The organism is Lentzea sp. NPDC102401 (assembly GCF_044765805.1).
Taxonomy (GTDB): domain Bacteria; phylum Actinomycetota; class Actinomycetes; order Mycobacteriales; family Pseudonocardiaceae; genus Lentzea; species Lentzea sokolovensis.
In genome coordinates this window covers 280,051-304,780 of the sequence record NZ_JBIWKS010000006.1, presented here as the reverse complement: position 1 = coordinate 304,780, position 24,730 = coordinate 280,051, and the positions used below count along the sequence as shown (strand labels likewise).

General features: G+C 71.5%; 21 protein-coding genes. 9 read left to right on the top strand and 12 right to left on the bottom strand.

The window, feature by feature from the left end; translation table 11 throughout:
- Positions 1-319: 319 nt before the first annotated feature.
- Together ACIRG5_RS23165 and ACIRG5_RS23160 are read right to left on the bottom strand one after the other, a co-directional pair.
- On the bottom strand, positions 320-2,938 hold the full coding sequence (locus ACIRG5_RS23165) for a LuxR C-terminal-related transcriptional regulator (protein ID WP_402907807.1): 2,619 nt from the start codon (positions 2,936-2,938) through the stop codon (positions 320-322).
- Between the two features lie 54 nt (positions 2,939-2,992).
- Entirely contained in the window at positions 2,993-3,232 is a 240-nt protein-coding gene (locus tag ACIRG5_RS23160) for a hypothetical protein (protein WP_402907805.1), read from the bottom strand.
- 182 nt (positions 3,233-3,414) lie between these two features.
- On the opposite strand from ACIRG5_RS23160, the gene ACIRG5_RS23155 reads away from it, so the two are divergent.
- On the top strand, positions 3,415-4,431 hold the full coding sequence (locus ACIRG5_RS23155) for a hypothetical protein (RefSeq protein ID WP_402907802.1): 1,017 nt from the start codon (positions 3,415-3,417) through the stop codon (positions 4,429-4,431).
- Entirely contained in the window at positions 4,428-5,135 is a 708-nt protein-coding gene (locus ACIRG5_RS23150) for a hypothetical protein (protein ID WP_402907799.1), read from the top strand. Before ACIRG5_RS23155 ends, ACIRG5_RS23150 begins: the two co-directional genes overlap by 4 nt.
- Before the next feature lie 123 nt (positions 5,136-5,258).
- Here ACIRG5_RS23150 and ACIRG5_RS23145 read toward each other — a convergent pair whose 3' ends face one another.
- Both ACIRG5_RS23145 and ACIRG5_RS23140 read right to left on the bottom strand, forming a co-directional pair.
- Entirely contained in the window at positions 5,259-5,744 is a 486-nt protein-coding gene (locus tag ACIRG5_RS23145; RefSeq protein WP_319974084.1) for a DUF1269 domain-containing protein, read from the bottom strand.
- Positions 5,745-5,779: 35 nt separating this feature from the next.
- Positions 5,780-7,603, bottom strand: a complete 1,824-nt coding sequence (locus ACIRG5_RS23140; RefSeq protein WP_402907796.1) for a glycoside hydrolase family 15 protein — start codon at positions 7,601-7,603, stop codon at positions 5,780-5,782.
- 150 nt (positions 7,604-7,753) lie between these two features.
- On the opposite strand from ACIRG5_RS23140, the gene ACIRG5_RS23135 reads away from it, so the two are divergent.
- Both ACIRG5_RS23135 and ACIRG5_RS23130 read left to right on the top strand, forming a co-directional pair.
- Entirely contained in the window at positions 7,754-8,158 is a 405-nt protein-coding gene (locus ACIRG5_RS23135; RefSeq protein ID WP_402907793.1) for a hypothetical protein, read from the top strand.
- Entirely contained in the window at positions 8,158-9,168 is a 1,011-nt protein-coding gene (locus tag ACIRG5_RS23130; RefSeq protein ID WP_319974081.1) for an AI-2E family transporter, read from the top strand. The genes ACIRG5_RS23135 and ACIRG5_RS23130 overlap by 1 nt, the downstream gene beginning before the upstream one ends.
- Here the strand turns inward: ACIRG5_RS23130 and ACIRG5_RS23125 are convergent.
- A complete protein-coding gene (locus ACIRG5_RS23125) occupies positions 9,127-10,575 on the bottom strand; it encodes an alpha-amylase family glycosyl hydrolase (protein WP_402907790.1) in 1,449 nt (482 codons plus the stop codon). The two genes, ACIRG5_RS23130 and ACIRG5_RS23125, sit on opposite strands and share 42 nt — an antisense overlap.
- Complete coding sequence (locus ACIRG5_RS23120; RefSeq protein ID WP_402907787.1) at positions 10,572-13,175, bottom strand: MGH1-like glycoside hydrolase domain-containing protein; 2,604 nt, start codon at positions 13,173-13,175, stop codon at positions 10,572-10,574. Before ACIRG5_RS23120 ends, ACIRG5_RS23125 begins: the two co-directional genes overlap by 4 nt.
- Before the next feature lie 143 nt (positions 13,176-13,318).
- Between ACIRG5_RS23120 and ACIRG5_RS23115 the strand changes: the two genes are divergently transcribed.
- A complete protein-coding gene (locus ACIRG5_RS23115) occupies positions 13,319-14,155 on the top strand; it encodes a patatin-like phospholipase family protein (protein WP_402907784.1) in 837 nt (278 codons plus the stop codon).
- Here the strand turns inward: ACIRG5_RS23115 and ACIRG5_RS23110 are convergent.
- Genes ACIRG5_RS23110 through ACIRG5_RS23100 form a run of 3 tightly spaced genes read right to left on the bottom strand, consistent with a single transcriptional unit; the run spans position 14,145 to position 17,260 of the window.
- On the bottom strand, positions 14,145-14,996 hold the full coding sequence (locus ACIRG5_RS23110; protein WP_402907781.1) for a universal stress protein: 852 nt from the start codon (positions 14,994-14,996) through the stop codon (positions 14,145-14,147). The two genes, ACIRG5_RS23115 and ACIRG5_RS23110, sit on opposite strands and share 11 nt — an antisense overlap.
- Positions 14,993-15,820, bottom strand: coding sequence for a class II glutamine amidotransferase (locus ACIRG5_RS23105; RefSeq protein ID WP_402907778.1), 828 nt, complete (start codon positions 15,818-15,820; stop codon positions 14,993-14,995). Before ACIRG5_RS23105 ends, ACIRG5_RS23110 begins: the two co-directional genes overlap by 4 nt.
- Positions 15,821-15,862: 42 nt before the next feature.
- Positions 15,863-17,260 carry a DUF2252 domain-containing protein gene (locus ACIRG5_RS23100; protein WP_402907775.1) on the bottom strand — a complete coding sequence of 466 codons (1,398 nt, stop codon included), beginning with the start codon at positions 17,258-17,260 and terminating at the stop codon, positions 15,863-15,865.
- 158 nt (positions 17,261-17,418) lie between these two features.
- Here ACIRG5_RS23100 and ACIRG5_RS23095 point away from each other — a divergent pair, with 158 nt between their 5' ends.
- From ACIRG5_RS23095 to ACIRG5_RS23085, 3 genes are read left to right on the top strand one after another with little or no spacing between them, the layout of a single operon-like run.
- On the top strand, positions 17,419-18,798 hold the full coding sequence (locus ACIRG5_RS23095; protein WP_402907772.1) for an MFS transporter: 1,380 nt from the start codon (positions 17,419-17,421) through the stop codon (positions 18,796-18,798).
- A gap of 5 nt (positions 18,799-18,803) precedes the next feature.
- The gene (locus tag ACIRG5_RS23090; RefSeq protein ID WP_402907769.1) at positions 18,804-20,114 is read left to right on the top strand and encodes a hypothetical protein; all 1,311 of its coding nucleotides are present in this window, start codon (positions 18,804-18,806) and stop codon (positions 20,112-20,114) included.
- A 29-nt stretch (positions 20,115-20,143) separates the two neighbouring features.
- Positions 20,144-20,662, top strand: coding sequence for a hypothetical protein (locus ACIRG5_RS23085; protein ID WP_402907766.1), 519 nt, complete (start codon positions 20,144-20,146; stop codon positions 20,660-20,662).
- A gap of 177 nt (positions 20,663-20,839) precedes the next feature.
- On the opposite strand, the gene ACIRG5_RS23080 is transcribed toward ACIRG5_RS23085, so the two are convergent.
- On the bottom strand, positions 20,840-22,138 hold the full coding sequence (locus ACIRG5_RS23080; protein ID WP_402907763.1) for a diacylglycerol/lipid kinase family protein: 1,299 nt from the start codon (positions 22,136-22,138) through the stop codon (positions 20,840-20,842).
- Positions 22,139-22,277: 139 nt separating this feature from the next.
- Between ACIRG5_RS23080 and ACIRG5_RS23075 the strand changes: the two genes are divergently transcribed.
- Positions 22,278-23,090, top strand: coding sequence for a glutaminyl-peptide cyclotransferase (locus ACIRG5_RS23075; protein WP_402907760.1), 813 nt, complete (start codon positions 22,278-22,280; stop codon positions 23,088-23,090).
- A 64-nt stretch (positions 23,091-23,154) separates the two neighbouring features.
- Here the strand turns inward: ACIRG5_RS23075 and ACIRG5_RS23070 are convergent, their stop codons facing one another.
- Together ACIRG5_RS23070 and ACIRG5_RS23065 are read right to left on the bottom strand one after the other, a co-directional pair.
- On the bottom strand, positions 23,155-23,799 hold the full coding sequence (locus tag ACIRG5_RS23070; RefSeq protein WP_402907757.1) for a dihydrofolate reductase family protein: 645 nt from the start codon (positions 23,797-23,799) through the stop codon (positions 23,155-23,157).
- A 205-nt stretch (positions 23,800-24,004) separates the two neighbouring features.
- Positions 24,005-24,676, bottom strand: coding sequence for an AIM24 family protein (locus tag ACIRG5_RS23065; protein WP_319974056.1), 672 nt, complete (start codon positions 24,674-24,676; stop codon positions 24,005-24,007).
- Positions 24,677-24,730: the final 54 nt, after the last annotated feature.

The following is a 24,730-nucleotide window of genomic DNA, read 5'->3' as shown; positions in this document are numbered from 1 at the left end:
GCCCTCGCGTCGCGGATCACGCCGGAAGTCCGAGCCGGTCGCGCGGCCCCCGCCTTCGGCCATCCACAGTGGACTGGCCGTGAGTGGCTCCTGCGACCCCGAAGTGCGCCCACGGGAACGGAAACCACCCACGACCCGGACACCCCACCCGGCCGTGCGCAGGCCGAACTGAGCACCGTCGGGGGTGCCCGCTGGGGGACTTCACGACCGAGCCCTGGGCGATCGTGTCGCCGGCTCGGGGTGCGGGCCGCGCTGTGGCGAGCCCGTGCGGATCAAGTGTGGCAAGGGCCGGGTCCGGGGCCCAAGGGGCCAGTCGCGGTCAGATCAGACCGAGTCGCCTGGCCACGAGCACGGCGTCACGCCGCTGGTTGACGCCCAGCTTGCGGTAGATGCCGCGCAGATGCGTCTTCACGGTGTTGACGGAGACGAACAGGGAGTTGGCGATCTCTTCCGTGGTGCGCATGGACGGCAGCTCTACCAGCAGATCGCGCTCACGACTGGTGAGCACACCCGCCGAAGTGGTTGCCGCCGTGGGTAAAGCCGTCATCGTCGTCGTGGCGAACCGGTCGAGCCTGCCGAACCGGCCGGCGCCGCGGGCGAGGAGTTCACGCACCGGCTTGCCCGCGTGAACGAACGGCCGGATCGTGCCGACGGGCTCGGCGGCCGCCAGTGCCCTGGTGACCGCCTCGTGCGAGCGCCGCTGGTCGCCGGTTCGTTCCACCAGCACGGCTTCCAGCAGCCAGGCGTCGACGACGGTCGGCGCGGCGACCGCGGGCAGGTCGCCCGACAGCAGTGGTTCCACCAGTTTGCGGGCCTGGTTGACGCGGGAGTGGTGGGAGAGCAGCACGGCCTGGAGCACCGCCTGTTCTCCGCAGGGTCCGAACATCGCCTCGACCTGGCCGGGCATCGCCGCGGCCCACTGCTCGTCACCGGTCCGCAGCGCCATCCGCTGCAGCGCCGGCGCTATGTGGGCGACCACCGGCGGTGTCACCTCGCGCCCGGCGACGTCCTGCCACTGGCTGCGCAGGCGGCCGGCGACGGCGCGCGGGTCGCCGGCCGTGGCGAACGACACCGCGGCGTCCAGCGTGCGGACCGCGATCCCGACCCCGAGGTCGGGCCGGTCGCCCAGGGCCGTGGTCGCGCGCTTCGCCAGGTCGGTCGCGTTCGCGTCCTCCATGCGCAGGTAGGCGTGCACCCCCATCAACGAGTAGGCGAGCGCGCAGGTGAAGTGCGTCTGCCATCCTCGTCGCTCGGCGAACTCCACCGCGGCCTGTGCCTGCCGCGCCCCCTCCGCGATGTCGCCCATCGCGCTCGCCAGTGCCGCCAGATGCACCCGGCAATCCAGTTCCGCGTGGGTGAACCCCTCCTTCCTGGCGAGTGCCGCCGCACGGACCAGGTCGGTCTCGGCGGCGTGGTGCTCGCCGCGCGACAACGCCGCGACGCCGCGGTCGAGCAGGGCGGCGACGTCCGCGTCCGGTGCGCCGCTCAGCCCGGCGGCCGTCCTGGCCATGATGTCGAGCGCCTCGCCGACGTGCGCGTCGAACCGGCCGCGGCGCAGCAGCGCGGTGCCGTGCAGCACCCTGACCCGTTCCGGTCGTAGCGCGGGGGAACCGCCGCCGATTCCCGCGAGCACCCGGTCGGCGGCGGCGAGGTCACCCGCGTCGAGCGCGACGAGCGCCGCGACCACGCCGACCGCGGGCCGGGCCAGCACGTGGGCGGGCACCGAGGCCAGCACCGGGTGCACCTCCGCGCCGCCCGCGTGGAGCATCTCGCGCAGCACCGAGTGCTCGACGATCTCCGCGGTGAGCTGGTCCTCGCCGGCCGCGACGGCGTGCCGCAACGCCGTCAGGGGCAGGCTTTGCTCGTGGTGCCAGCGCGCCGCGGACCGGTGCAGCGCGCTCTCGTCGGCCGGACGGGTGCGGCGGAGCTCGGCGAGAAGATGCGCCCGCAGCACCGGATGACATCGGTACCACTCGGGTGTCTCGCTCAGCCTGCCCACGAACGCGTTGGTGCGTTCCAGCTGATCGAGCACCACGCCGGGACTCGGGTGCTCCGGTGCCAGAGCGCTCGCGAGGCCCGTGCTCACCGAGTCGCAGACGCTGGTCGCGACCAGCAGGTCGCGCGTGCTCGATGAGTGGGACGCGAGCACCTCCTCGGTCAGATAGCCGTTCACGATCTCGTCCTGCCCGGTGAACATGAGCAGGTCGGCCGGGCGGGCGCCGGTCGTGTTCATCCGCATCGCCGCGAACGTCAGCCCGCCCGCCCAGCCCTCGGTGCCGGCGAGCAGCGGGGTGATCTCCTCGGGTGAGACCGGCACGTCGTACGCGGCGAGCAGCGCCTCGGTCTCCGCCCGGTCGAACGCGAGTTCGTCGGGCAGCACCTCGCGCAGCCGTCCCTCCAGGTGCAGCCGGGCGAGGTGCAGCGGTGGCGGGAACCGGCCGAGCAGCACCAGCCGCAGCCGGTCCGGTGGCTGCCGGGTGAGCAGGTCGATGGTGGCGAGGGCCTCCGGGTCACGGAGTTCGTGCACGTTGTCCAGCACCAGGCAGGCGGACGCGGGCAGGTGGTCGAACGCGGCCACGATCGCCGAGGAGAAACCCGGTTCGGACCAGGGGATCGCGTCGAGATGGCTCTGGTCCGGCCAGACGCCGGTGAGCGCGTCCCTGATCGCGATGCGCAGCCGGGCGGGCATGCTGTCGTGCTCGTTCAAGGTCAGCCACGCCACCCGGCCGGCGCGGCGTCTGGCCCACTCCGCGAGCAACGTGGTCTTGCCGCTCCCCGCGGGCCCGGTGACGAGGGTGACCGGCGCCGCCGCGACGTGACCGTCCACAACGGACAGAAGCTGGTTTCGTGCGACGAGCGGAACGGCCGAGACGGGAACCCGGAATCTGGGCGGGCTGGTGTCGTGCGCTGGTCGTTCGCACTCCGAACTGTCGGACATGAAGATGACTCTCCCCGATGGAGTTACCGTGAATGATCATGCGATCGAACCGCATCACTTCGCCGGGCAGGGGGGCCGGATCGCCTTGCCCGGCTGGGCTATCAGCACCAGCGCGCGTCCGGCCACCCCGACCAGCCTGGGCAACAGGCCGGCGGCCGCGAGGACACCGGTGACCACGAGCGGAGAGTTCTCCCCGCACTCGTCGTCGTCACCGGGGGCGGCGACGATGAACGCGAACAGCACGACGGCGAGCACGATGCGACGGGAGCGGGAACGATCAGGTTGACGGCTCATGGAAGTCCGCACCTCCTTCAGAGGTCCGACGCTGCTCGTCGCGCACGGGCCGGACTTCCCCCGCACGGGGCGAGCGCCGCACCCGTGCGGGGAGGCGGGTTCATCCGCGCCGGGTGAAGAAGCGGATCACCACCTCCCCGGACTCTGTGGCCAGTCCACGACGGGGAAGAGGAGTCGCTGCTGTGCCCAAGACCTGCCTGCCCGCGCTGCGGGATCTGATCGACGTCGTCCGGCCCGCCCGGCCGGTCGCGTCCGTCTACATGGGATCGAGTCCGTTGCGTTCGTGGCGGTCGCGCTGGATCCGCCTCGCCGACCAGCTGCGCAGTGACGGAGCGGGTGACGACGTGGTCGAGGCGATCGGTGGCGCGCTGCACCGGGCGCACGACGCTGATCCGTCCGCGGGAACGCTGGTGGGGTTCGCCGGCGGCGAGGTGCCTCCGCGCGTCTTCCAGGCGCCCGGGCTGCGCCACCTGGACCTCGCGTGGTTCAGCTCGCCCGCGCACGTGCTGCCGTTGCTGGCGTGGGTGCAGGACCGGCCGCCGTGCGTGATCGCCGCCGCGACCCGTGAGACCGCCGAACTGGGCACGCCCGACGCGGAGTGGATGTCGCTGCACTACGCGGATCGGCACTGGCACGAGGGTGTGCGGTCCACCGCGTCGGCGGTCGCGGCGATGCTGGTGCGGCAGGACGCCAGGCTGCTGGTCGTGGCGGGCCAGGACGAGGTGGTGGCCGCGCTGTGGGCCGCGCTGCCGGCGCCCGTCCGGCGTGAGACGACGGTGCGCTGGGTCGGCACCGACCTGAGCCCGAGCCGGATCGAGGACGAGGTGCGCGGGGCCGCCCGCACGTGGACCGCGGGAGTGCTGGCGGACTTCCACGAACGCGGCCGTGCCCGGCGGCTGGGGGTCGAGGGTGTCGACGAGACCCTCGGCGCGCTGGCCGACGGCCGGGTGGACGACCTGTTCGTGGGGCAGCCGGAGGACGTCACCGCCACCGCCTGGTACGGCCTCGCGCCCACGGACGTGGCTCCGGGCCGGCCGCTGGGGTCCCACCGCCGCTGCGGGCTGCTCGCGGACGTGGCCGTGCGAGCGGCGTTGCTGAGCGGCACACGGGTGCACGTGATCGCCTCGGACACCCGGCAGGCGCCCGAGGACGGCATCGGGGCGCTGTGCCGCGTGCCGCTGACCCTGGTGCGGCCGTGACCGCCGAGCTGGTGCCGCTGCGCACCGCGTTCGACGTGGCGTGGCTGGGCCTCCGCCGCGACCAGGTGTGGCACTACGTCCACGAGGCCGAACGGGACATCGAGACGCTCACCGCGGACCGCGACGCGGCGGAGGCCAGGGCGGAGGCGCTCGCCCGGCACCTGGAGTCCGAACGGGAGGACAACCGCGCGTTGCGGGAGCGGCTCGACCGGCTGCGCGCCGTGCCGCAGTCCCCGTACGCGGTCGGCGAACGCCTTCGGTACGTCGTGGAGCGCACGCTCGCCCAGGCGGCCGAGATCACCGACCGGGCCACCGCGCTGGAGGACCACGCGTGGGAGTCCGCGCGCCGCACGCACGCCGAGCATCGGGAGCTGCTGGCGGAGACCCGCGTGCGGATGGCGCGGATCCTGCGGGAGGGGGAGGCGGGCCGTCGCGCGCTGGACGAGGCGGCGGCCCGCCACCGGGCGAAGGTCACCGAGGACTTCGAGCTGGCGCTGGCGTTGCGGCGCAAGCAGACCTGCCACGACGTGCGGCTGATGGAGGAGACCGCGCGGCGCCGGGCGGAGAGCGTGGTGCAGGAGGCGACCCGCCGGGCCGAGGTGATCAGCGAGCACCGCGACCACGTGGCGGACGTGCTGCGGGTCGTGCACTCGCTGCTGGGCGAGGCGGCTGCGCGCGTGCGGGTGGCGGGCCCGGCACGGTGAACGCAGGAACCGGCCGGAGCGCGATCGTCCGCGCTCCGGCCGGTTCATCGGCAGGCGGTGGCAGGCCGGCATCGGCACCCCGGCAGTCGTCACCGGACCGTCACCGCCGTGATCGTCGAGACGTCAGGACGAGAACGTCTCGCGCAGCAGCTCCTCCTGTTCCTTGGTGAGGTTGGTGGTCAGCAGGGTGGCGCCGGTCTGCTTGAACCTCTCGGCCACCCGGTCGACGACGGCGCCCTCGGACATCACGAACAGGGCGGACGTGCCGGGCGTGACGGTGTCCCGGATCTCCTTCACGAAGTCGTCGTCGATGCCCGCACGGGACATCGATCCCGCCAGCGCGCCGACTCCGGCCCCGATCGCCGCGCCCAGCACGGGCACGAAGAAGATCAGGCCGAACAACAGCCCCCAGAAGCCGCCGCCGAGCGCTCCCGCACCGGTGAGCTTGCCGAGCTCCCTGGTCTTCGGCCGTTTCGCGTCCGGGTCCCAGTACACGTAGGCCGCGTCGCGAACGATGATCAGCTGCTGGTCCTGCAGCTTCGTCAGCTCCTGCAGCGCACTGTGCGCCCCGTCGGTCGAGTCGAACTTCCACACGGTCAAAGTCGCCATGCCGATGACTGTGCGAGCCGGGCGCCGCCGCGTCCTCACCCGTCGCGAGTGAGCTGGTCGTCGAGGGTGACGGCGGCGTCGATGAGGGCCAGGTGGGTGAACGCCTGCGGGAAGTTGCCCAGCTGCTCGCCGGTCACGGCGATCTCCTCGGCGTAGAGGCCGACGTGGTTGCCGTAGGTCAGCATCTTCTCGAACACCAGCCGTGCCTCCCGTGCCCGGCCGGACAACGCCAGCGCGGTCACGTAGTTGAAGGTGCACAACGAGAACGAGCCCTCTGAGCCGCGCAGCCCGTCGGGTGCCGCGTCCGTGTCGTAGCGCCGCACGAGACTGTCGCTGACCAGCGACTCCATCGCGGCGAGGGCGTCCAGCCAGACCGGGTCCCGTGGCGCGACGAACCCCACCTGGGCCATCCGCAGCAACGACGCGTCGAGGACCTGCGAGCCGTACCGCTGCACGAACGCCCCGGTGCGGTGGTCCCAGCCTTGGTCCCACACCTGGCCGTAGATCCGGTCGCGCTGCGAGCGCCACCTCGCCACCGGCGCGGGTTTCCCCTCGCTCTCGGCGATGCGGATCGCCCGGTCGAACGCGACCCAGCTCATCACCCGCCCGTAGGTGAAGTCCGCGCGGCCGGCGCGCGTCTCCCAGATCCCCTCCTCCGGCTGGTTCCAGTTCTCCGCCAGCCAGTCCAGCAGCTCGACCACCGCGTGCCAGCCGCGATGCCCGACGCGCACGCCGTGCAGGTGGGCGGCGTGCACGCTGTCCAGCAGCTCGCCGTAGATGTCGAGCTGCAACTGGCCGGCCGCGTCGTTGCCGACCCGCACGGGCGACGACCCCCGATGTCCCTCCCAGTGATCCAGCACGTGCTCGGTGAGGTCGGCCGACCCGTCGACCGCGTACATCACCCGCAACGGCTCACCCTCCACGAACCGCTCGTTGAGCCACCCGCCGAACGCCGCCGCCTCCTCGGTGTGTCCCAGCCGCAGCAACGCTCCGACCGCGAACGAGGCGTCCCTGATCCAGGTGTAGCGGTAGTCCCAGTTCCGCTCGCCGCCGAGCTGTTCGGGCAGACCGGCCGTCGGGGCGGCGACGATCGCCCCGGTCGGCGCGTAGGTGAGCAGCTTCAGCGTGATGGCCGAACGGTCGACCGCCTCCCGCCAGCGGCCGTGGTAGGTGCCGCGGGCGAGCCAGTCGTGCCAGAACCGCACGGTCCGTTCGAACAGCTCCTGTGCCTCGGCGGCGGCGACGGCGCGCGGCGGACCGTCCACACCGGACTCCAGCACGATGCCGCGGGTCTGCCCCTCCTCCAGGCTGATCGTCGCGCGCAGGTCACCGGTGTCGGTGATCTGCCCGGACACCAGCCGGGCGTCTCCCGGTTCGCGCACGGCGTGCAGCACCAGGCCGAACTGGCCGCACGCGAAGATCACGCCGTCGTCGGTGAGGTGCGCGCGGTGCGCCCGGCGTCCGTAGTCGAAGCGAGGTGCGACGTCGAGTTCGAACGTGATCCGGCCGCGCACGCACCGCACCAGGCGCACGAGCCGGTGCCGTTCGGACGGGCCCTCGTCCGGCAGCGGCGGCATGAAGTCGACGACCTCCCCGGTGCCGTCCTCGGTCATGAACCGGGTGATCAGCACCGCCGTGTCCGGGAAGTACAGCTGCTTTCCGGTGCCGGTGAACCCGGCGGGCCGGATCCGGCAGAACCCGCCCCGCTTGCGGTCCAGCAGGGAGGCGAACACCGAGGGCGAGTCGAACCGCGGGCAGCAGAACCAGTCCACGGTGCCGTCGGTGGACACCAGCGCGGAGGTCTGAAGGTCGCCGATCAGCCCGTGATCGGCGATCGGCGCGTACGGGGGTGTGGTCATGGTGACGAGACTCGGCCGCCGAACGGCCCAGGTCTTCACCCGCCGGAGCGGACACGTGCCCCGGCACTCACACGCGGCGGGTGAAGATCCACGCCCCGGCGCGGGGGCACGGTGAGCCCGACCAACGCTTCGGGAGACAACGGAGGCACGATGCAGGACACAGGCTGGCTCGGCTGGATCTGGTTCGCGGGCATCATGATGATCGTCATGGGGGCGTTCAACGCCATCGAGGGGCTCGTCGGGTTGTTCCGCGGCGAGTACTACGTCGCCAACGGCGAGCAGGTGATCGTCTTCGACCTCACCACCTGGGGCTGGATCACCCTGTTGCTCGGCGTCCTGGTGGTGGTCGCGGGCGCCGCGCTGCTCTCCGGCTCCGCGTGGGCCAGAGTGGTCGCGGTGATTCTCGCCGCGGTGAACGCCGTGGCACAACTCGCTTTCGTCTCGGTGCACCCGTTGTGGTCCACGATCGTCATCACGCTGTGCGTGGTGGTGATCTGGGCCGTGGTGGTGCACGGCAACGAGGCGGCGGCAACGCTCGAGTCGTCATCTCGTTGATGCCACGCGCATTGACGATTCTGCTCGGCGCCGCGTCGGCGGTGGTCGTGGTCGCCGGGGTGAAGGCGATCGCGTGGCTGGTGGCGCCCACCGTGCTGGCGGGGCTGATCGTGATCGCGATCAGCCCCGCGCACCGGTGGCTGCGCGGCCGGGGCGCACCGTCGTGGCTCGCGACCACGGCCGTCGTGGTCCTGGTGTACGCGGTGCTGGGCGCGATCGCGGTGACGGTCGTGGTGTCCGGTGTGCGGCTCGCCGGGATGCTGCCCGAGTACGCGGGCCACCACCTGGTGCAGCAGGCGGAACACGTGCTCGCCGGCCTCGACCGGGGCAAGGTGCTCGCCTCGATCACCGGACTGCTCTCCGACCTGACCGGGCTCACCACGAGTCTGGTGTTCCTGCTGGCGCTGCTGCTGTTCCTCGGCGTCGAGGTGCACTGGACCGACAGCAGGCTGGCCGAGATCGCGGACCAGCGGCCGCACCTGACGGTGGCGCTGCGGGAGTTCGCCCGCCGCACCCGGCGCTACCTGCTGGTGACGACGGTGTTCGGGGCGGTGGTCGCGGTGCTGGACACGGTGGCGCTGGCGTTGCTGGGCGTCCCGCTCGCGCTGCTGTGGGGCGTGCTGTCGTTCGTCACCAACTACGTTCCCACCGTCGGCTTCGTGCTCGGGTTGCTGCCGCCCGTCGCGCTCGCGCTGCTGCAGCACGGTCCGCGACGCGCACTGGCGGTGCTGGCCGTGTACGGGGTGCTGAACTTCGTCGTGCAGTCGTTGGTGCAGCCGCGTTACACCGGGGACGCCGCGGGGTTGTCGACGACCACGACGTTCCTGTCGCTGGCGTTCTGGGCCTGGGTTCTCGGCCCTCTCGGCGCGCTGCTGGCGGTGCCGCTCACCGTGCTGGTGAAGGTGCTGCTGGTGGACGCGGACCCGCGTGCGGGCTGGGCCGCCGCCCTGCTCCGCACGCGGGCTCGATCACGCCACGGACAACACGTGGAAACCCCACGGGCGCAGTGACACGAAGAGTCCCTCGGCGGTGAGGTCGCGGTCGAAGACCTCACCGCCGAGCAGGTCCGTGAACCGCCAGGGCCGCGGCTGCCAGTCGAGCGGAATCCGGGCCTGCGCCGGTGAATCGGAGAAGTTGACCACCACGACGTGCCGGGACCCGCCGACCTCGATCCACTCCCACGCGAGCAGCGAGCGGTGCGACTGGTTGTCCGGCCATCCCTCGGTGCCGAGCAGGAACCACTCGCCGCACCGGAGGCGGTGCTCCCGCACGGTCGCGAGCAGATGCCGGTACCAGGTGGCCAGGTCGTGGTCGAGCGGCTCGTCCGGGCGGCGGTTGAGGAACACCGGTGGCCGGACCGTCCTGCCCTCGAACTGGCCCTCGTGCCACAGCGTCGCGCCCGGCAGCGTGGCGATGACGACCGCGGCGGCCCTGGCGGCGTCCGGCGGGAGCGTGGCCGCCAGCCTCGGTTCGTCCTGGTTCTCCAGGAACCGCACCAGCTTCGCCTGGTAGCCGATGTCGGCCCGCAGATGGGCGCGCACCCCCTCGACGTCCCGCGAGACGAGCCGGTCGTAGAGGCGTTTGTCGTAGCAGAAGGCGAAACCCTGCTGCTGCAACGCCCACTCCATGTCCCAGTACGCCTCGGCGATCAGCACGGTCTCGGCGTGCTGATCGCGCAGCCCGTCGATGATCTCGGGCCAGAACTCCCGCTCGGGCGCCTCACGGCCCCAGGTGCGCGCGAACACGTCGTTGGTCATGAGCATCGCCATGTCGCACCGGATGCCGTCGCAGCGGGCCGCGATGCCGGCGAGCGTCGTCGCGGCCGCGGTCCGCAGGGCGGGGGAGAAGGCGTCGAGCTGCACCACGTCCGGCCACGGCGGGAAGTACGGGTCCCGGCCGCGCGCGAAGATGTGCTCGCCGATCGCGAGCCAGCGCTCGGGATTCTCCGCGTAGTCGTCCACGTCGCCGCGGACGAACAGTTCCGGGTGGTCGGTCACCCACGGGTGGTCCGGGGCCACGTGGTTCGGCACGTGGTCGAGCACCAGCCGCACCCCGCGCGACGCGAGCTCCGCCCGTGCCTTCGCGAGCGCCTCGTCGCCGCCGAACTCGTCGGCCACGACGTAGCGCCGCACGCAGTACGGCGACCCGCTCACGTCCTGCGTGCGCAGGTCCGGCAGCGCGGCCTGGAACGAGGCCCGCAGCCCGCTCCGCGCGTTGGCGAGCGCCAGCCCGGTGATGCTGCGTTCCCACACTCCCATCAGCCACACCGCGTCGACGCCGGCCGGTGTCACGGCGTCCCATGCCGCGGCGGGCACCTCGGCGAGCGTGACGGGCCGTTCGGCGGCATGGGACAGCTCGCCCAGCCACACCGCGGTGTTGATCTCGTAGATCACGGGCCGGTCCGGCCATCCGCTCATCGCACGTCCTCCTTCGCGGACACGCGGGACAGCAGCGCCACGAGCGCCGTCCAGCCGGTCTGGTGGCTCGCGCCGATTCCTGCTCCGTTGTCGCCGTGGAAGTACTCGTAGAACAACGGCAGGTCCCGCCAGTGCGGGTCGTCCCGGTACCGCGTCTGTCCACCGTGGACCGGACGGCGGCCGTCCTGCCCCGGCAGGAACGTCGCGAGCAGCCGGTCGCCGATCTCGCCCGCCACCTGCTCCAGGGTGAGGCGTCGCCCCGACCCCGTCGGGCACTCGACGGTGAAGCCGTCCCCGTAGTAGGTGTGCAGGTGCAGCAACGCGCGCACGACCATCGCGTTGATCGGGAACCACACCGGGCCGCGCCAGTTGGAGTTGCCGCCGAACATGGAGCTGTCCGACTCGGCGGGCTGATAGCCGACGCGATGCTCCACGCCGTCCAGCGTCAGCACGTACGGATGCTCGGCGTGCCACCGGGAGAGCGACCGGATGCCGTACGGTCCCAGGAACTCGTTCTCGTCGAGCATCCTGGTGAGGATGCGGCGCAGCCTGCTCTCGTCGAACAGCGCGAACAGCACCGGCCCGTCGCCGTCGGTCTGCGCGCCGTGGCCCCACAACGCGGCCCGCACGGCGGGATGCCGGTCGAGAAACTCCCGCATGCCGTCGACGAGTCCGGGATGGTCGTGCCGCAGCTCGGCGCCGACCACGGTCGCGGCGGCGAGCGGGATCAGCCCGACGGCCGACTGGACGCGCAGCGGCGTCGACGTGCCGTCGGGATTCCGCAGCACGTCGTGGAAGAAGCCGTCCTCCTCGTCCCACAGCCCGTTGCCGACGTGGTTGGTCGCCGCCGCGATCCACGCGAGGTTCTCCAGCAACGTCGCGGCGTGCTCCAGGTAGACCGGGTCCTCGCGCGCGAGTTCCAGCGCGATCTGCAGCAGGTTCTGGCAGAACAGCGCCATCCACGCGGTGCCGTCCGCCTGGTCGGTGCGCCCACCGGCCGGCAGCGGCGCGTTGCGGTCGAACACGCCGATGTTGTCCAGCCCCAGAAAACCGCCCTGGAAGAGGTTGCGGCCGTCGGCGTCCTTGCGGTTGAGCCACCAGCCGAAGTTGCGCAGGAGAGGCGGGAACACGCGTTCCAGGAACGCCCGGTCACCGGTTCCGGTGGTGTCGCGGTCGTACTGGTAGACGAACCAGGCCGCCCACGCGTGCACCGGCGGGTTGACGTCCCCGAAGTTCCACTCGTAGGCGGGCAGCTGCCCGTCGGGGTGCAGGTAGCGGCGGCCGAGCAGCAGTTCCACCTGCTGCTTCGCGGCCGCCGGGTCCACCACCGCGAGCGGCACCGCGTGGAACGCGAGGTCCCAGGCGGCGAACCACGGGTACTCCCACTTGTCCGGCATGACGACGACGTCCTCGGCCGCCAGGTGCCGCCAGTCCTCGTTGGACAGACCGGTGGGTGCGCCGATCGGGTCGGCGCCGCGTTCGGTGAGCCAGCGCTCGACGTCGAGCCCGTAGTACTGCCGCGACCACAGCAGCCCGGCCAGCGCCTGCCGGCACACCAGCCTCTCGTCGCTCTTCGGATCGCCGCCGAGCACCTCGTCGTAGAAGTCGTCGGCCTCCTCGCGACGGGCGGAGATCACCGCGTCGAACCCGCCGAACGGTGTGTCGGTGGCCGCGGTGGTGAAGCGGACGCGGACGGTCTCGCTGCCACCCGGCGGAATCGTCAGCACGTGGTGGGCGGCGGCTTTCGTGCCGACGCCGTCCGGAGCGAGCGCGGTGAGATCTCCGCGCAGCACAGCGCGTTCGACGCCGTCCTTCACGTACGGGGTGGTGTTGGGAATGCCGAAGACCCGCTCGTCGTCGGTCTCGTTGCCGGTGACCATCAACTGGCCCTCGGCGTACCACCACCACACGCCGAGCTCGGGGTGCGCGGCTCGCACCGTGCCCGTGCCCAGCGTGTGCAGTGAGGGCTCGGTGGTGCCCGCCCACGACCAGGTGTGCCGGAACCACAGCGTCGGCACCACGTGCAGCGTCGCCTCGTCCGGCCCGCGGTTGTGCGCGGTGACCCGCATCAGGACGTCCTCGGGGCCCGCCTTGGCGTACTCCACGACGACGTCGAAGTAGCGGTCGTCGTCGAACACGCCGGTGTCGAGCAGTTCGTACTCCGGGTCGTCCCGGCCGCGTTTCCCGTTGGTGGCGACCAGGTCCTCGTAGGGGAAGGCCCGCTGCGGGTACTTGTAGAGCATCCGCTGGTACGACGAGGTGGGCGTCGCGTCGAGGTAGAAGTAGCACTCCTTGACGTCCTCGCCGTGGTTGCCCTCGCCGTTGGTCAGGCCGAACAGCCGTTCCTTGAGGATCGGGTCCGCCCCGTTCCACAACGCCAGCGCGAGACACACCCGCTGCCGGTCGTCGCTGAAGCCCGCGAGCCCGTCCTCGCCCCACCGGTAGGCGCGATAGCGCGCCTGGTCGTGGGTGAACGACGTCCACGCGTCGTCCCCGTTCGACGCCTCCCGGACCGTGCCCCACTGCCGCTCCCCGAGATACGGTCCCCAGCGGCGCCACTCGTCGGGTTCCCGCAGCCTTTCCTTCTCCGCACCGGCCACGTCGTCCTGCCTTTCGCTCGGCACAACAGGTGATCGCCAGGCTGGTGGCGGACGGCGCGCGGCGGGTCACCCGGCGAGGGTGGTTCGGCAGGGGACCGAACTGGCCCCTCGTGAGTCGCCCCGCCCGGCGGCAGAATGGCTCGATGAAGACCGCGTTCGTATTCGCTGGCGGCGGAAGTCTGGGCGCGGTCGAGGTGGGCATGCTCGCGGCGCTCGTCGGCGAGGGCATCCAGCCCGACTTGGTCGTCGGCACATCGGTTGGCGCTGTCAACGGTGTTTGGCACGCGGCCCACCCCGGCCCCGAGGGGGTCCGCACTCTTACGGATCTGTGGACGTCGTTGTCGCGCAAGGACGTCTTCCCGATCCGGCCGGTGCGCGGCCTTCTCGGTGTCTTCGGGCTGAGCGACCACCTCGTGCCCAGCACGGCGCTGCGGCGCCTGCTGAGGACCCACCTCTCCGGCATCACGCTCCAGAACACGCCGACGCCCGCGCACGTCGGCGCCACGGACGTGTTGTCCGGAGAGGAGGTGGTGCTCTCCGAAGGTGACGCGGTGGACGCGTTGATGGCCAGCACCGCGATTCCGGCGGTGTTCCCACCGGTGTCGCTCGGTGGCCGGTACCTGATGGACGGCGGCGCGGTGAACAACAATCCCGTGTCGCACGCCGTGGCACTGGGCGCGGAACGGGTGTGGGTGCTGCCGACGGGGTACGCGTGCGACCTCGAAGAGCCGCCGCGCAGCGCCCTCGGAATGGCGCTGCACGCGTTGACGTTGCTGGTGAACCGCCGGCTCGCGGTGGACGTCGAGCGCTACCGGGACGAGATCGACCTCCGCGTGGTGCCGCCGTTGTGCCCGCTCAGCGTGTCACCGGCCGATTTCAGCCGGTCCCGCGAGCTGATCGACGCCGCCAGCCGGAGCACCCGGCAGTGGCTCGCGGCCGGGCGGCCGGAACGCGGCCACCTGCACCCCGTCACCGGATGAGGCCGGCCCGCCGGTCCGCCGAGGTCACGATCACCAACGGGCACGGCGCGTGCGAGACGAGGGCCTGACTCGTCGAGCCGAGCAACATGCCGTCGAACCCGCCGCGGCCGTGACTGCCCACCACCAGAAGCTGTGCCTCGGTGCCGTACCGCATGAGCGCCCGCACGGGGCGGTCCCGTGGCAGCGCGCGTTCCACCCGCACGTCGGGATACTGGGTCTGCCACCGGGCGAGCACCTCGCGCGCGTCGTCGTCGGCCTCGTCGCGGGCCGCGGCGAACCGCGCTGTTCGATAGGCGCTCTCCACGGTGAAGCCGGGCCGGCACAGGACCACCGTGAGCCGGGCGGCGCGTAGTGAGGCGGCCGCGAACGCGAACGCCAGCGCGGCCTCGCTCGCCGCGGAACCGTCGTGGCCCACCACGATCGGGCCGTCGGTCGCCGCCAGACCGCGCACGATCACCAGCGGGCACCTGCCGTGCGAGGCCAGTGCCGCCGCCGTCGAGCCGACCAGCAGGCCCCGGACGTTGCCGATGCCCTGCGCCCCGAGCACCAGCAGTCGCGCGTGCCGGGACTCCTCGATCAGCAGGGCCGTCGCGCCACCGCCGAGCGTTTCGGTCGTGATCTCCACGTCCGGCCCCGCGGCACGGGCGGCCGTGGCGGCCTCGGCCAGGCACGCCGCCACCCGCTCCTCGTCCGTCCCGGTGAGGTGTACCGGGGCGGGCACCGAGAGCGCGTGCACCAGCCGCAGCGGTGCGTCGCGCCGGGCGCATTCGTCGGCGGCCCACATGGCCGCGGCGAGCGCGGACGACGAGCCGTCGACACCGGCCACCACCGGCGCCGTCATCGGAGCGGTCCGAACGGGAGGAGTTCCTCGACGCCGCCCCGCGTGACGACGCACGTCGACTCGGGCACCTCGCGCCAGGCGCCGCGCAGGTCGCCCAGCGGTTCCGACACCACGAGCCGCGTGTCGGGGGAGAGCCCGTGCAGTGTCGGGTTGTCCGGGTACTGCTGCCGCAGCGTCGTGATGTCGGTGCTGTGGAACAGGGTGCGCGAGCGGTGTTCGCTGGAGTAGCGGAACGCCCAGGTGGTCTCGCCGTCGGTCGTGGCGAGCGTCATCTGGAGGGGATGCGCCACGCCGTGGTTCCTGCCGATCGCCTCGACGAACGCGGCGGTGCGGGCGACGGCGATGGGTGGATCGTGTTCCAGTCCGAAGGTCAGCGCGAGGAAGAAGAGGATCTCCGAGTCGGTCGATCCCTCGATCTCGGAGTAGAGCGAGGGATCGACCACCAGTGAGAGTTCTCGGCGCACCAACGGGAAACCGGCGATGAGCCCGTTGTGCATCCACAGCCGGCGGCCGTGCCGGAACGGATGGCAGTTGGTCTGCTGGACCGCCGTGCCGGTGGACGCGCGGACGTGCGCGAAGACGACGCCCGCAGTGGTCTGCGCGGACAGCTCCCGCAGGTTGCGGTCGTTCCAGGCGGGTTCGGTGCTCAGGAACAGACCTGGCCGGGACGCGCTCGCGTACCAGCCGACCCCGAAACCGTCACCGTTGGTGGTCTCCACTCCCATCCGCGAGTGCTTGCTCTGGGTGACGAGCGAGTTCGCCGGGACGTAGAGGAGCTCCTCCAGCAGAACGGGGGAACCGGAATACGCGAGCCATCGGCACATGTGGCCTCCTCAGAAGGAATTCGTTCCTGGCAAAGAGAGTCGTCAGAGTCCACTTCGGACCTTGATGCGCCCGGTCCTGGCCGCCTCCAAGACGAGCTCGTGGTCCTGCTCGTTGCGATCGGCGTAGCGCTCGGAGAACTCGACGAGCGCGGCGTCGAACGTTTTGCCGTCGTCGAGGTACGCGGCCATCGCGATCCGGTCGCCGGTGCGCGCGTGCGCTCGGGCCAACGTCCACCCGCACAACGCGCCGTACAGCCGCAGGCCTGCCGCGTCCATCGTCTCGACCGACGCCGAGCCCTTCCAGTCGCGCAACTGCCGGACGTGGAAGTCCCTGGTGAGCCCGTCGATGCCCTCGGCGGTCTCCCAGCCGAGGAAGATGTCGCCGGCGGCCTGCATCAGGCGTTGCCCGGCCACGACCCGTTCGCCTTCGCTGCGGTGGGTCGTGCGCACACCATCGGGCAGGTGGTCCGCGAGAACCGACCGCGGTGCCTCCTTCACCTGCAGCAGCAACGGATCGTTCTCGTCCCGCCCGTGCAGCAGCACGATCCAGCACCGGGTCCCGACGCTGCCGACCCCGACGACCTTGCGCGCCATGTCGACGAACCGGAACCCGTTCATCAGGTGACGCCGGTCAGCGGACAGGGTGGTGGCGTAGCCGGCGAGCAGGTCCTGGATCAGGAACTCCAGGTCCGCGCGCTCCGCGTCGGGCATCAGGTGGCCGACCGGGACGAGCAGCGGCGGATCCGCCGTGATGCGGCGGCACCCGTCGACGACGGAGGTCAGCTTGCGGTAGGCCTGAAGGCTGTCGCGCGCACGGGCTTTCGTCTGCTCACGCGCGAAACGGCGCTGCTTCGCCTTGCCCGCACGTGCTTTGAGCAGGATCTCGACCTCGTCGGCACCGGCGTGGGCGTACCAGACCTCCAGATCGCCCTGCTGTGCGAAGCGCATCATCGCCGACCGGTACCGGCCGGCGGCGGCGCGCACAGCGGCTGCCCGTGCCTTGCGCCCCAGCCCGTTCTGCCGGCCGGCGACGGCGATGCTGGCCGCGAGGCGTTTGACGTCCCATTCGAACGGACCGGGCAGCGTCTCGTCGAAGTCGTTGAGGTCGAACACCAGTCGCCGCTCCGGGGAGGCGAAGACCCCGAAGTTGCTCACGTGCGCGTCCCCGCTGAGCTGGCAGGTCAGCCCGGAGAACGGCGTGGCCGCGAGGTCACCCGCCATCACCGCGGCCGCACCGCGGAAGAACGCGAACGGCGAGGCCAGCATCCGCCCGTACCGGATCGGCACCAGTTCCGGCAGCCGCGTGGCGTCCTGCCCGGCGAGCACGTCCACCGGGTCGCGCCGGTCGTTGTCCTCGAACAGTTCCGCGTGGGCGTCGAGCGGAATCTCCTCGCGGGCGGCCAGACCCGCGGCGACCCTCGCGGCCACCGAACCGGTCATCGCGCACCTCCCCGAAGACGGGACCGGCGGCTCCGGTCCACCTGCGACGCAACACCGCCGCGATCGCCGGCACACCACCCGTCGCGGGGGAGCACCGGCGCGGCACCTCATCCGCGCCGCGTGAAGCGCTCAGGACGCGGCCGCCGGAGTCTGCGTGAGTGGACTCCAACGCCTTGCGCAGAGTGCTCGTGCCCCTCGCCCTCGCCCAGTTCATCTGCAGCTTCGCCGGCTCCAACATGAACGTGATGATCAACGACATCAGCCGGGACCTGGACACGACCGTCCAGGGCGTCCAGCTCGCGATCACGATCTTCCTGCTGGTCATGGCGGCGCTGATGATCCCCGGCGGCAAACTGACCGACCGCTACGGCCGCAAGCGATGTCTCACCGCCGGTCTCGCCGTGTACGGCCTCGGCGCCGTGCTGAGCGCGTTCGCGCCCGGCCTGCCGGTCCTCATCGTCGGCAACTCGATCCTGGAGGGCGTCGGCACCGCGCTGCTGATCCCGCCCGTCTACATCCTGGCGACGATGCTGTTCACCGGCGTCACCTCGCGGGCCCGTGCCTTCGGCGTGATCAACGGCATGGCGGGCATCGGCGCGGCCACCGGGCCGTTGATCGGCGGGCTCATCACGACGGCGCTCAGCTGGCGGGTGGCCTTCCTGTTCCAGGCGCTGGTCGTCGTGGTGATCTTCGTGCTGAGCCGCCGGTACGTCCGGGACCCTCGGCCACCGGACCCGAGCCGCCCGTTCGACGTCCGCGGCGCGGTGCTGTCGTCGGCCGGACTCGTCCTGATCGTCTCGGGCGTGCTGGCGGCGGACGACAACCTCTGGCTGATGCTGGGGCTGCTCGCCGCCGGGGCCCTCACGCTCGTGTGGTTCTTCCACTCCGTGCGCGCCAAGGAACGCGCCGGCGTGGAACCGTTGCTGTCGACGGAGTTGTTCCGCAGCCGCACCTCGAACCTCGGCCTGGTCACGCAGAACGTGCAGTGGCTCGTGCTCATGGGCATCTCGTTCGTGGTCTCGGCGTACCTCCAGGTCGTGCGCGGCTACAACGCGATCGAGACCGGCCTGATCCTCACGGCCGCCACGGCGGGTGTGCTGCTCGCGTCGCTGTCGGCCGAACGTCTCGCACGCCGGCACGCCCAGCGCAGCCTCGTGCTGACCGGGTTCGCCGTCACGGTCGCCGGCATCGCGCTCTTCCTCGCGCTGCTCGCTCTCTCGTCGCAGGCGTGGACCTTCCTGCCGGGCTTGTTCCTGATCGGGCTCGGCATCGGCGCGATGCTGACCCCGTCGGTGAACGTCGTGCAGTCGAGCTTCCCGGACGCGCTGCAGGGCGAGATCTCCGGCCTGTCCCGCAGCGTGTCCAATCTCGGGTCCTCACTCGGTGCCGCGATCGCGGGCACCATCCTCGTCGCCGGCATCACCAGGACACCCGAACGCTCCTACGCGCTGGCGATGGTCGTGCTGGCGCTGATCGCACTCGGCGGCATGGCGGCGGCCGCGTTCCTGCCGCGCGCCGCGCAGAGCCAGGCGCGGTGACCGGGATGACGGACGAACTGCCCCGGTTGCGGGCACAGGTGTACGCGCTGCAGGCACGGCTGGATCAGCGGGAGCGGCGTGCGGCCACGGTCCGGATGCTCCGCCGGATCGGCGCCGCCGTGCTGATCGCGGTGACGGCGTTCGCGCTCGTGATGAGCGTCGTCGGCATCTGGAGCGCGCGCACCGCGCTCAACACCGACCGATGGGTCGCCACGGTCGCGCCCCTGCCGAAGGACCCGGAGGTCGCCGCGGCGGTGGCGGACTTCGCGACCGTCAAGCTCTTCGCGGCCGTCGACGTCGAACAGCGGTTGCGGTCTGTGCTGCCAGAGCAGGCCGCGTTCGTCGCCGGGCCGCTGGCGAGCCAGCTGCACGCACCGGTGCGCGCGACGGCCACCAAAGTCCTGGGCAGCGACCAGTTCCAGCGCGTCTGGACCGAGCTGAACCGCCGCGCACACCAGCGTGCGCTCGCCGTCGTCGAGGGCGACAGCGACCTCGTCGCCGTCCACCAGGACCGGGTCGAGATCGACCTGCTGCCGTTGATCAACGAGGTGCTGCGGACGCTCAGCGCCCAGTTGCCCACCCTGTTCGGCAAGCAGCTCTCGCTGCCGGACCTGAGCAGCGGTGAGATCCCGGCCGATCTGCGGGTCCGGGTGCAGGACTCGCTCGGCGTGACGCTGCCGGAGAACTTCGCGCAGTTCACCGTCTACGACTCCGGGCGGCTGTGGGCGGCCCAGCAGGCCGTGACGACGGCCAAACGAAGCCTCGTCCTGTTCCTGATCAGCACACTCGTGCTGCTCGTACTCGCGTTGCTCGTCTCGCCCGACCGTCGGCGCACGGCGTTGCAACTCGGCCTGTGGCTGGTGGTCGCCGCCGTCGCGGTCACGGCGACGCTGCGCGCGGTCCGTGAGCAGATCCTGCAGAACGTGCCGGAGGGGCTCTACCGCGACGGTGCCGCGGACGTGCTGACGACGGTCTTCAGCCAGCTGCGCACACGGGGCTGGCAGATGCTCTGGACGGGCGCGGTGCTCGCCCTGCTGATGTACGCGATCGGACCGGGCAAGGGACCGGTGTGGTTGCGCCACAAGACAGTCGAGGCCTGGGGCGCGATCCGCCGGGGCGTACAGACGCTCGCCGCGCACGGCCCCAGTTGGACCGCACGGCACCTCGACGTCGTGCGCGTGGGCGGAGTCGCCGTGGCTGTCGTGCTCGCGCTGCTGTTCTCGTCGTGGACGGCCCTGTTGTCGATCGTCGTGGTGCTGGTGGCCTACGAGCTGCTCGTGACCGCGTTCGCCGTGCGTTCCACCCGCACCGGATGACCCAACTGATCGAACAGAGGAGGAGTCGTATGGCCATCGGGCCGATCCAACTGATCGTGCTGGGCTTCACCCACCCGGACTTCCGCGGTGAGGTGATCGCCGAACTGGAGAAACTCCGCAAGACCGACACCATCCGCGTGATCGACGCCCTGGCCGTCCACAAGGACCCCAAGGGCGCCATCGCGGTCGAACACCTGAGCAACCTCTCGCCCGCGGAGGCGGTCGAGCTGGGCAGCAAGATCAGCGCGCTGCTCGGTCTTGGTGCGGAGGTGGGAGCCGAGTCGGCGCGGGAGAAGGGAGGCGTCCACCCGTTCAGCGACGCGGACGCGTGGGACGTGCTCGCCGAGATTCCCAATGACAGCGCGGCGGCGTTGTTGCTCATCGAGCACCACTGGGCCGTGCCACTGCGCGACGCCGTCGCCCGCGCCCAGGGGTTCCGCGTCTCCGACGGCTTCATCAGCCCACTAGACCTGGTCGCGATCGGGCTGGTGAGCGCGGAGGAGGCACAGGAACTGCACGACCTGGAAACAGCAGGATCGACGCGTTGAGGAGGCAGACATGTTCGGTTCACGCCGCGTGGCCCGCCGCACCGCACGACGCACGGTGCGGCGAGGCGGAGGAGCGCCGGGAATGTTCAGGGCACGCCGGGTAGTCCGGCGCCGCTAGCCCCGTCCAGCCGGGTGTGGTCGCACGCCTGGTGATCGTGAGTTGGCTGTACTGGCCTCTCAGGACAGGGCCAGCTCGCGCAGGCGCGTCCAGTCGAGTTCCGGCCGCGCCTGTGGGACTCCAGGCCGGTGGCGCGGCACCCGTACGCGCAGCGCCCCCGGCCTGACCACGCACCGCACGGGAGTCGTCATCATGACCGCCTCGCCGTCCACGCCGACCGGCAGCAACGGGGTGTCCGCCGTGATGACGACCTCCGTCGCGGTCCGCAGGACCACGGCGTCCGACCGCCGCCGGCCGCGCAACAGGCCGGCGGCTTCCGCCGCGTCGCGCACCGTCACCGCGAGCACGCCCAGCACGCCGCCGTCCAGCCGTGGCCTGCGGCCCAGGCCGGCCAGATCGCTTGACCCGTAGGGGTTGTTGCTGATCAGCACCGCCTGCGGTCCGTCCAGCCGGTCCTCGCCCGCCAGCACCCGCAGCGCCGCCGACCGGGGCCCGATCAGCAGGCCGGGCAACAGGTTCAGCGTCGTCCGCCTCTTGCCTTCGCGGTAGGCGGGACTCCGCACCACCTCGGCGTACGCGCCGAACGACGCGTTGTTGACGAAGGTGCGGTCCCCGGCCACGCAGAGGTCGACCCGCACCTCGACGCCGTCGGTGAGCGCGTCGAGGCAGCGGCGGGGATCGGCGCGGTCCAGCCCGAGGTCGAGCGCGAAGTGGTTGCGCGTGCCCGCCGAGATGACCATGAACGGCACGCCGCGGTCCGCCGCGATGCCGGCCACGATCGCCTGCGTGCCATCACCTCCGGCCACCCCGAGCAGGTCGGCGCCGTCGTCCAGGGCCTGCCGGGCGAGCGCGGCGACGTCCTGCGAGCCGTCGAGCACGCAGACCTCCGCGCCCAGCACCGTGGCCAGGTCGGGCAGTCCGAACCGCCCGACCTTCCCGTCGCCGGACCTCGGGTTCATGATCAGGTACGGCCGCCGGGGCCGTGGCACCTCGAACTCGACCGGATTGCCCGCCCCGCCGTTCGCGGTGAGCGCGCGCCGTCCGCAGGCCACCGCCACGAACCACAGCAGAGCGCACACCACGACCACCCACGCCAACCGGGCCTGCACGTACAGGACGATGACGGTCAGCGGCACGAGCACCACGAGCACCCCGGCCAGCCACCGCGCGAGACCGCGATGGGCGAGGAACCACCAGGCGCCCGCCAGCGCGAGCGCCGTCCCCGTCGCACCGACCAGCACCAGCCCGACACCGGCGCGCACCCCGGCCGCCACCAGCACGACCACGACGGCCGTTCCCGCGGCCAGGAACGCGAACCGGGCCGCCCAGCGTTGTTCCGGCGTTGTCACATCGGTCACGGCAACCTCCACAGTGGAATGTCTCTCCAGCGTGGCCGTGCACGACGCGGGCGGCCTCACCCCTCGCGGATGAACGGCCCGGCGGACTCACCCACGACGGCGGAAGCGCCACCGTCAGTGCGTCACGACGATCGGTGCGGTGAAACCGTTGTGCGTCAACAGAGTCCTCTGCTCGGCGGCCGCGGCGCTGCTGACCCTCACCGCCTGTGCGGCTCCCCACCCCGTCGCCCAGGTCACCTCGACGACCGCCAGTCCCGTGCCGATAGCCACGAAGTCCGTCTCGCGTCACTTCCGCGCGCAGGTCCTCGCACGCGTCCCCACCGACAGGGCCGACGCGCGGGGCCTCGAACTGGTCGGCGATCTGCTGGTGGAGAACACGGGCCCGGTGATCCGCGCGGTGGCACCCGCCACCGGTGAGGTCCAGGCCCAGCGGACCGTGGCGCCGGGCAGCGGAACCGCGCTGACCCCGGCCGGTCTGTGGCACTCCGCCGTCCTGCTGGATCCGAGCTCACTGGCGGAACGACGCCGCGCCACGATCACCGACGACGCCTGGGGACTGTGTTACGACGGAACGCACCTCGTGCAGTCCGACGGCACCACCACGCTGCTGCTGCGGGACCGCGACACCGCCGAGTTGATCCGCGAACTTCGCATCGACGCCCGCGAGTGGGGGGCCGCACGGCTGGGCGAACTCCACTGCACGCGCGTCGACGGCCGCCCGCAGGTGTGGGCGGCCGTCGACGGCACGGACTGGATGATCCGCGTGGACCTCGCCTCCGGCACCGTCACCGCGGACGCCGACCTCACCTCCGTCACCGTCGCCGAAGTGCCGACGGACCGGAACCAGGTGATCGGCGGCATCGCGGCGGTGCCGGGCGCGGCGGGGGAGCTGTGGCTCACCGGCAGGCACTACCACCACCGCTACCGGATCGGGCTGCTGCCGCGGCCGTGACGTCCAGGGTCAGCAAGCGAGCAGACCGTGCGGGCACGCACGACCGTTGAGCGGTAGCCGGACGTCACTTCCTCCAGAACAGGTGGTGCGTCACGCCGCTGGAACTCGGCACGACGTCGACGTGGAACCGGTCGAGCAGTTCGTCGGGCGACTTCCACAACGGCACCCCGTGCCCGAGCTCGACCGGCGACACCGCGACGTGCAACGTGTCGATCAGATCGGCGTCGAGGAACGACCGGATGGTGGTGGCACCGCCGCCGATCCGGACGTCCTTGCCCTGCGCGGCCTCCTTCGCGAGCGCGAGGGCGTCGGCCGGATCGCCGTTGACGAAGTGGAACGTCGTGTCGGAGAGCGTGAACGACGGCCGTTCGTGGTGCGTCAGCACGAAGACCGGGGTGTGGAACGGCGGTTCGCCGCCCCACCAGCCCTGCCAGTCGTGGTTCTGCCACGGGCCGCGGTGCGGGCTGAACTTGTTGGCGCCCATGATCTCCGCGCCGATGTTGTGCGCGAAGTCGCGGGTCAGGTAGTCGTCGAGGCCGCGGGTGCCACCGGGATCGGTGCGGTTGGGCCAGCTCGCCGTGGCGCCCGCCCACGCGAACATGGTGCCGGGATCGGCGTGGCCGAACGGCCTGTCGAGGGTCTGGTCCTCACCGGCACCGAACCCGTCCCGCGACACGACGAAGTTCTGGACCTTCACCAGCTGGGTCATGGGCTTCCTTCCGCTCTTGGTCGACGTGTTGACCACGGGGGCCGCAAGAACTCATCGGTCCCGGCCGGAAGATCATGCTCCTGCCCTAAATCCGCTGCCTCCTGGCGGGCGGCGAGCAGGCCGACATCGTGTGCAGGAGCAGAACGAAAGCGGCGCCGAGTGACACCGGCGCCGCTTTCATCCGACGATCACCCGAGCACGGGCGTTACTGCGCGGTCGGCACGGGGTGACCCTCCGACGCCTGCACGACGACGATGCCCTGACCCTGCAGTGCGAGCTGGTACGCCTCGCCGGAGCCGCGCCCGATGACGGCGCCGAGCTTGGCCGTCTTGCGGATCGAGGACTGCAGCGAGGTGGACCACAGGACGGCGGACTGCATGTCGACGAACGTCGGCACGTCCACGTTCAGCACGACCGGCGTGCCGTAGGCGGTGACCGCGAGTGCTCCGGTCCCCGTGAACGTGGTGTTGAACAGGCCGCCGCTGAGCATCGACGCGCCCTCGGTGCGGTTGATGTCCCACTTGAGACTGCTGTCGAAGGCGAGCACGTTCTTGCCGTTCACCGTGACGCCTTCGTTCTCCAGGTACAGCACGAAGATCTCGTCGGCGTCCTGGGCGAGGAACACGTCGCCGCTGCCCGACACCTTCATCAGCGACATGCCCTCGCCGGTGAACGCCTTCTTGAACAGCTTGCCGAGACCACCGCTGCCTTCGTAGGCGAAGTCGACGTCACCCTGGTAGGCGACCATCGATCCCTGCTTGGCGAAGAAGAACCCGCCGCTGCCGGTGAGGTCCACCTTGAGCATGCGTTCGTTCTGCAGTTGGAAGCTTCCCGGCTCGACGGGCCGTTCCGCGTGGTTGAACAGTGAGCTGCGCATGCCCAGATGATGCAGGTGATCATCACCTCACGCGTGCGTGGGGTGGTCCTCCCC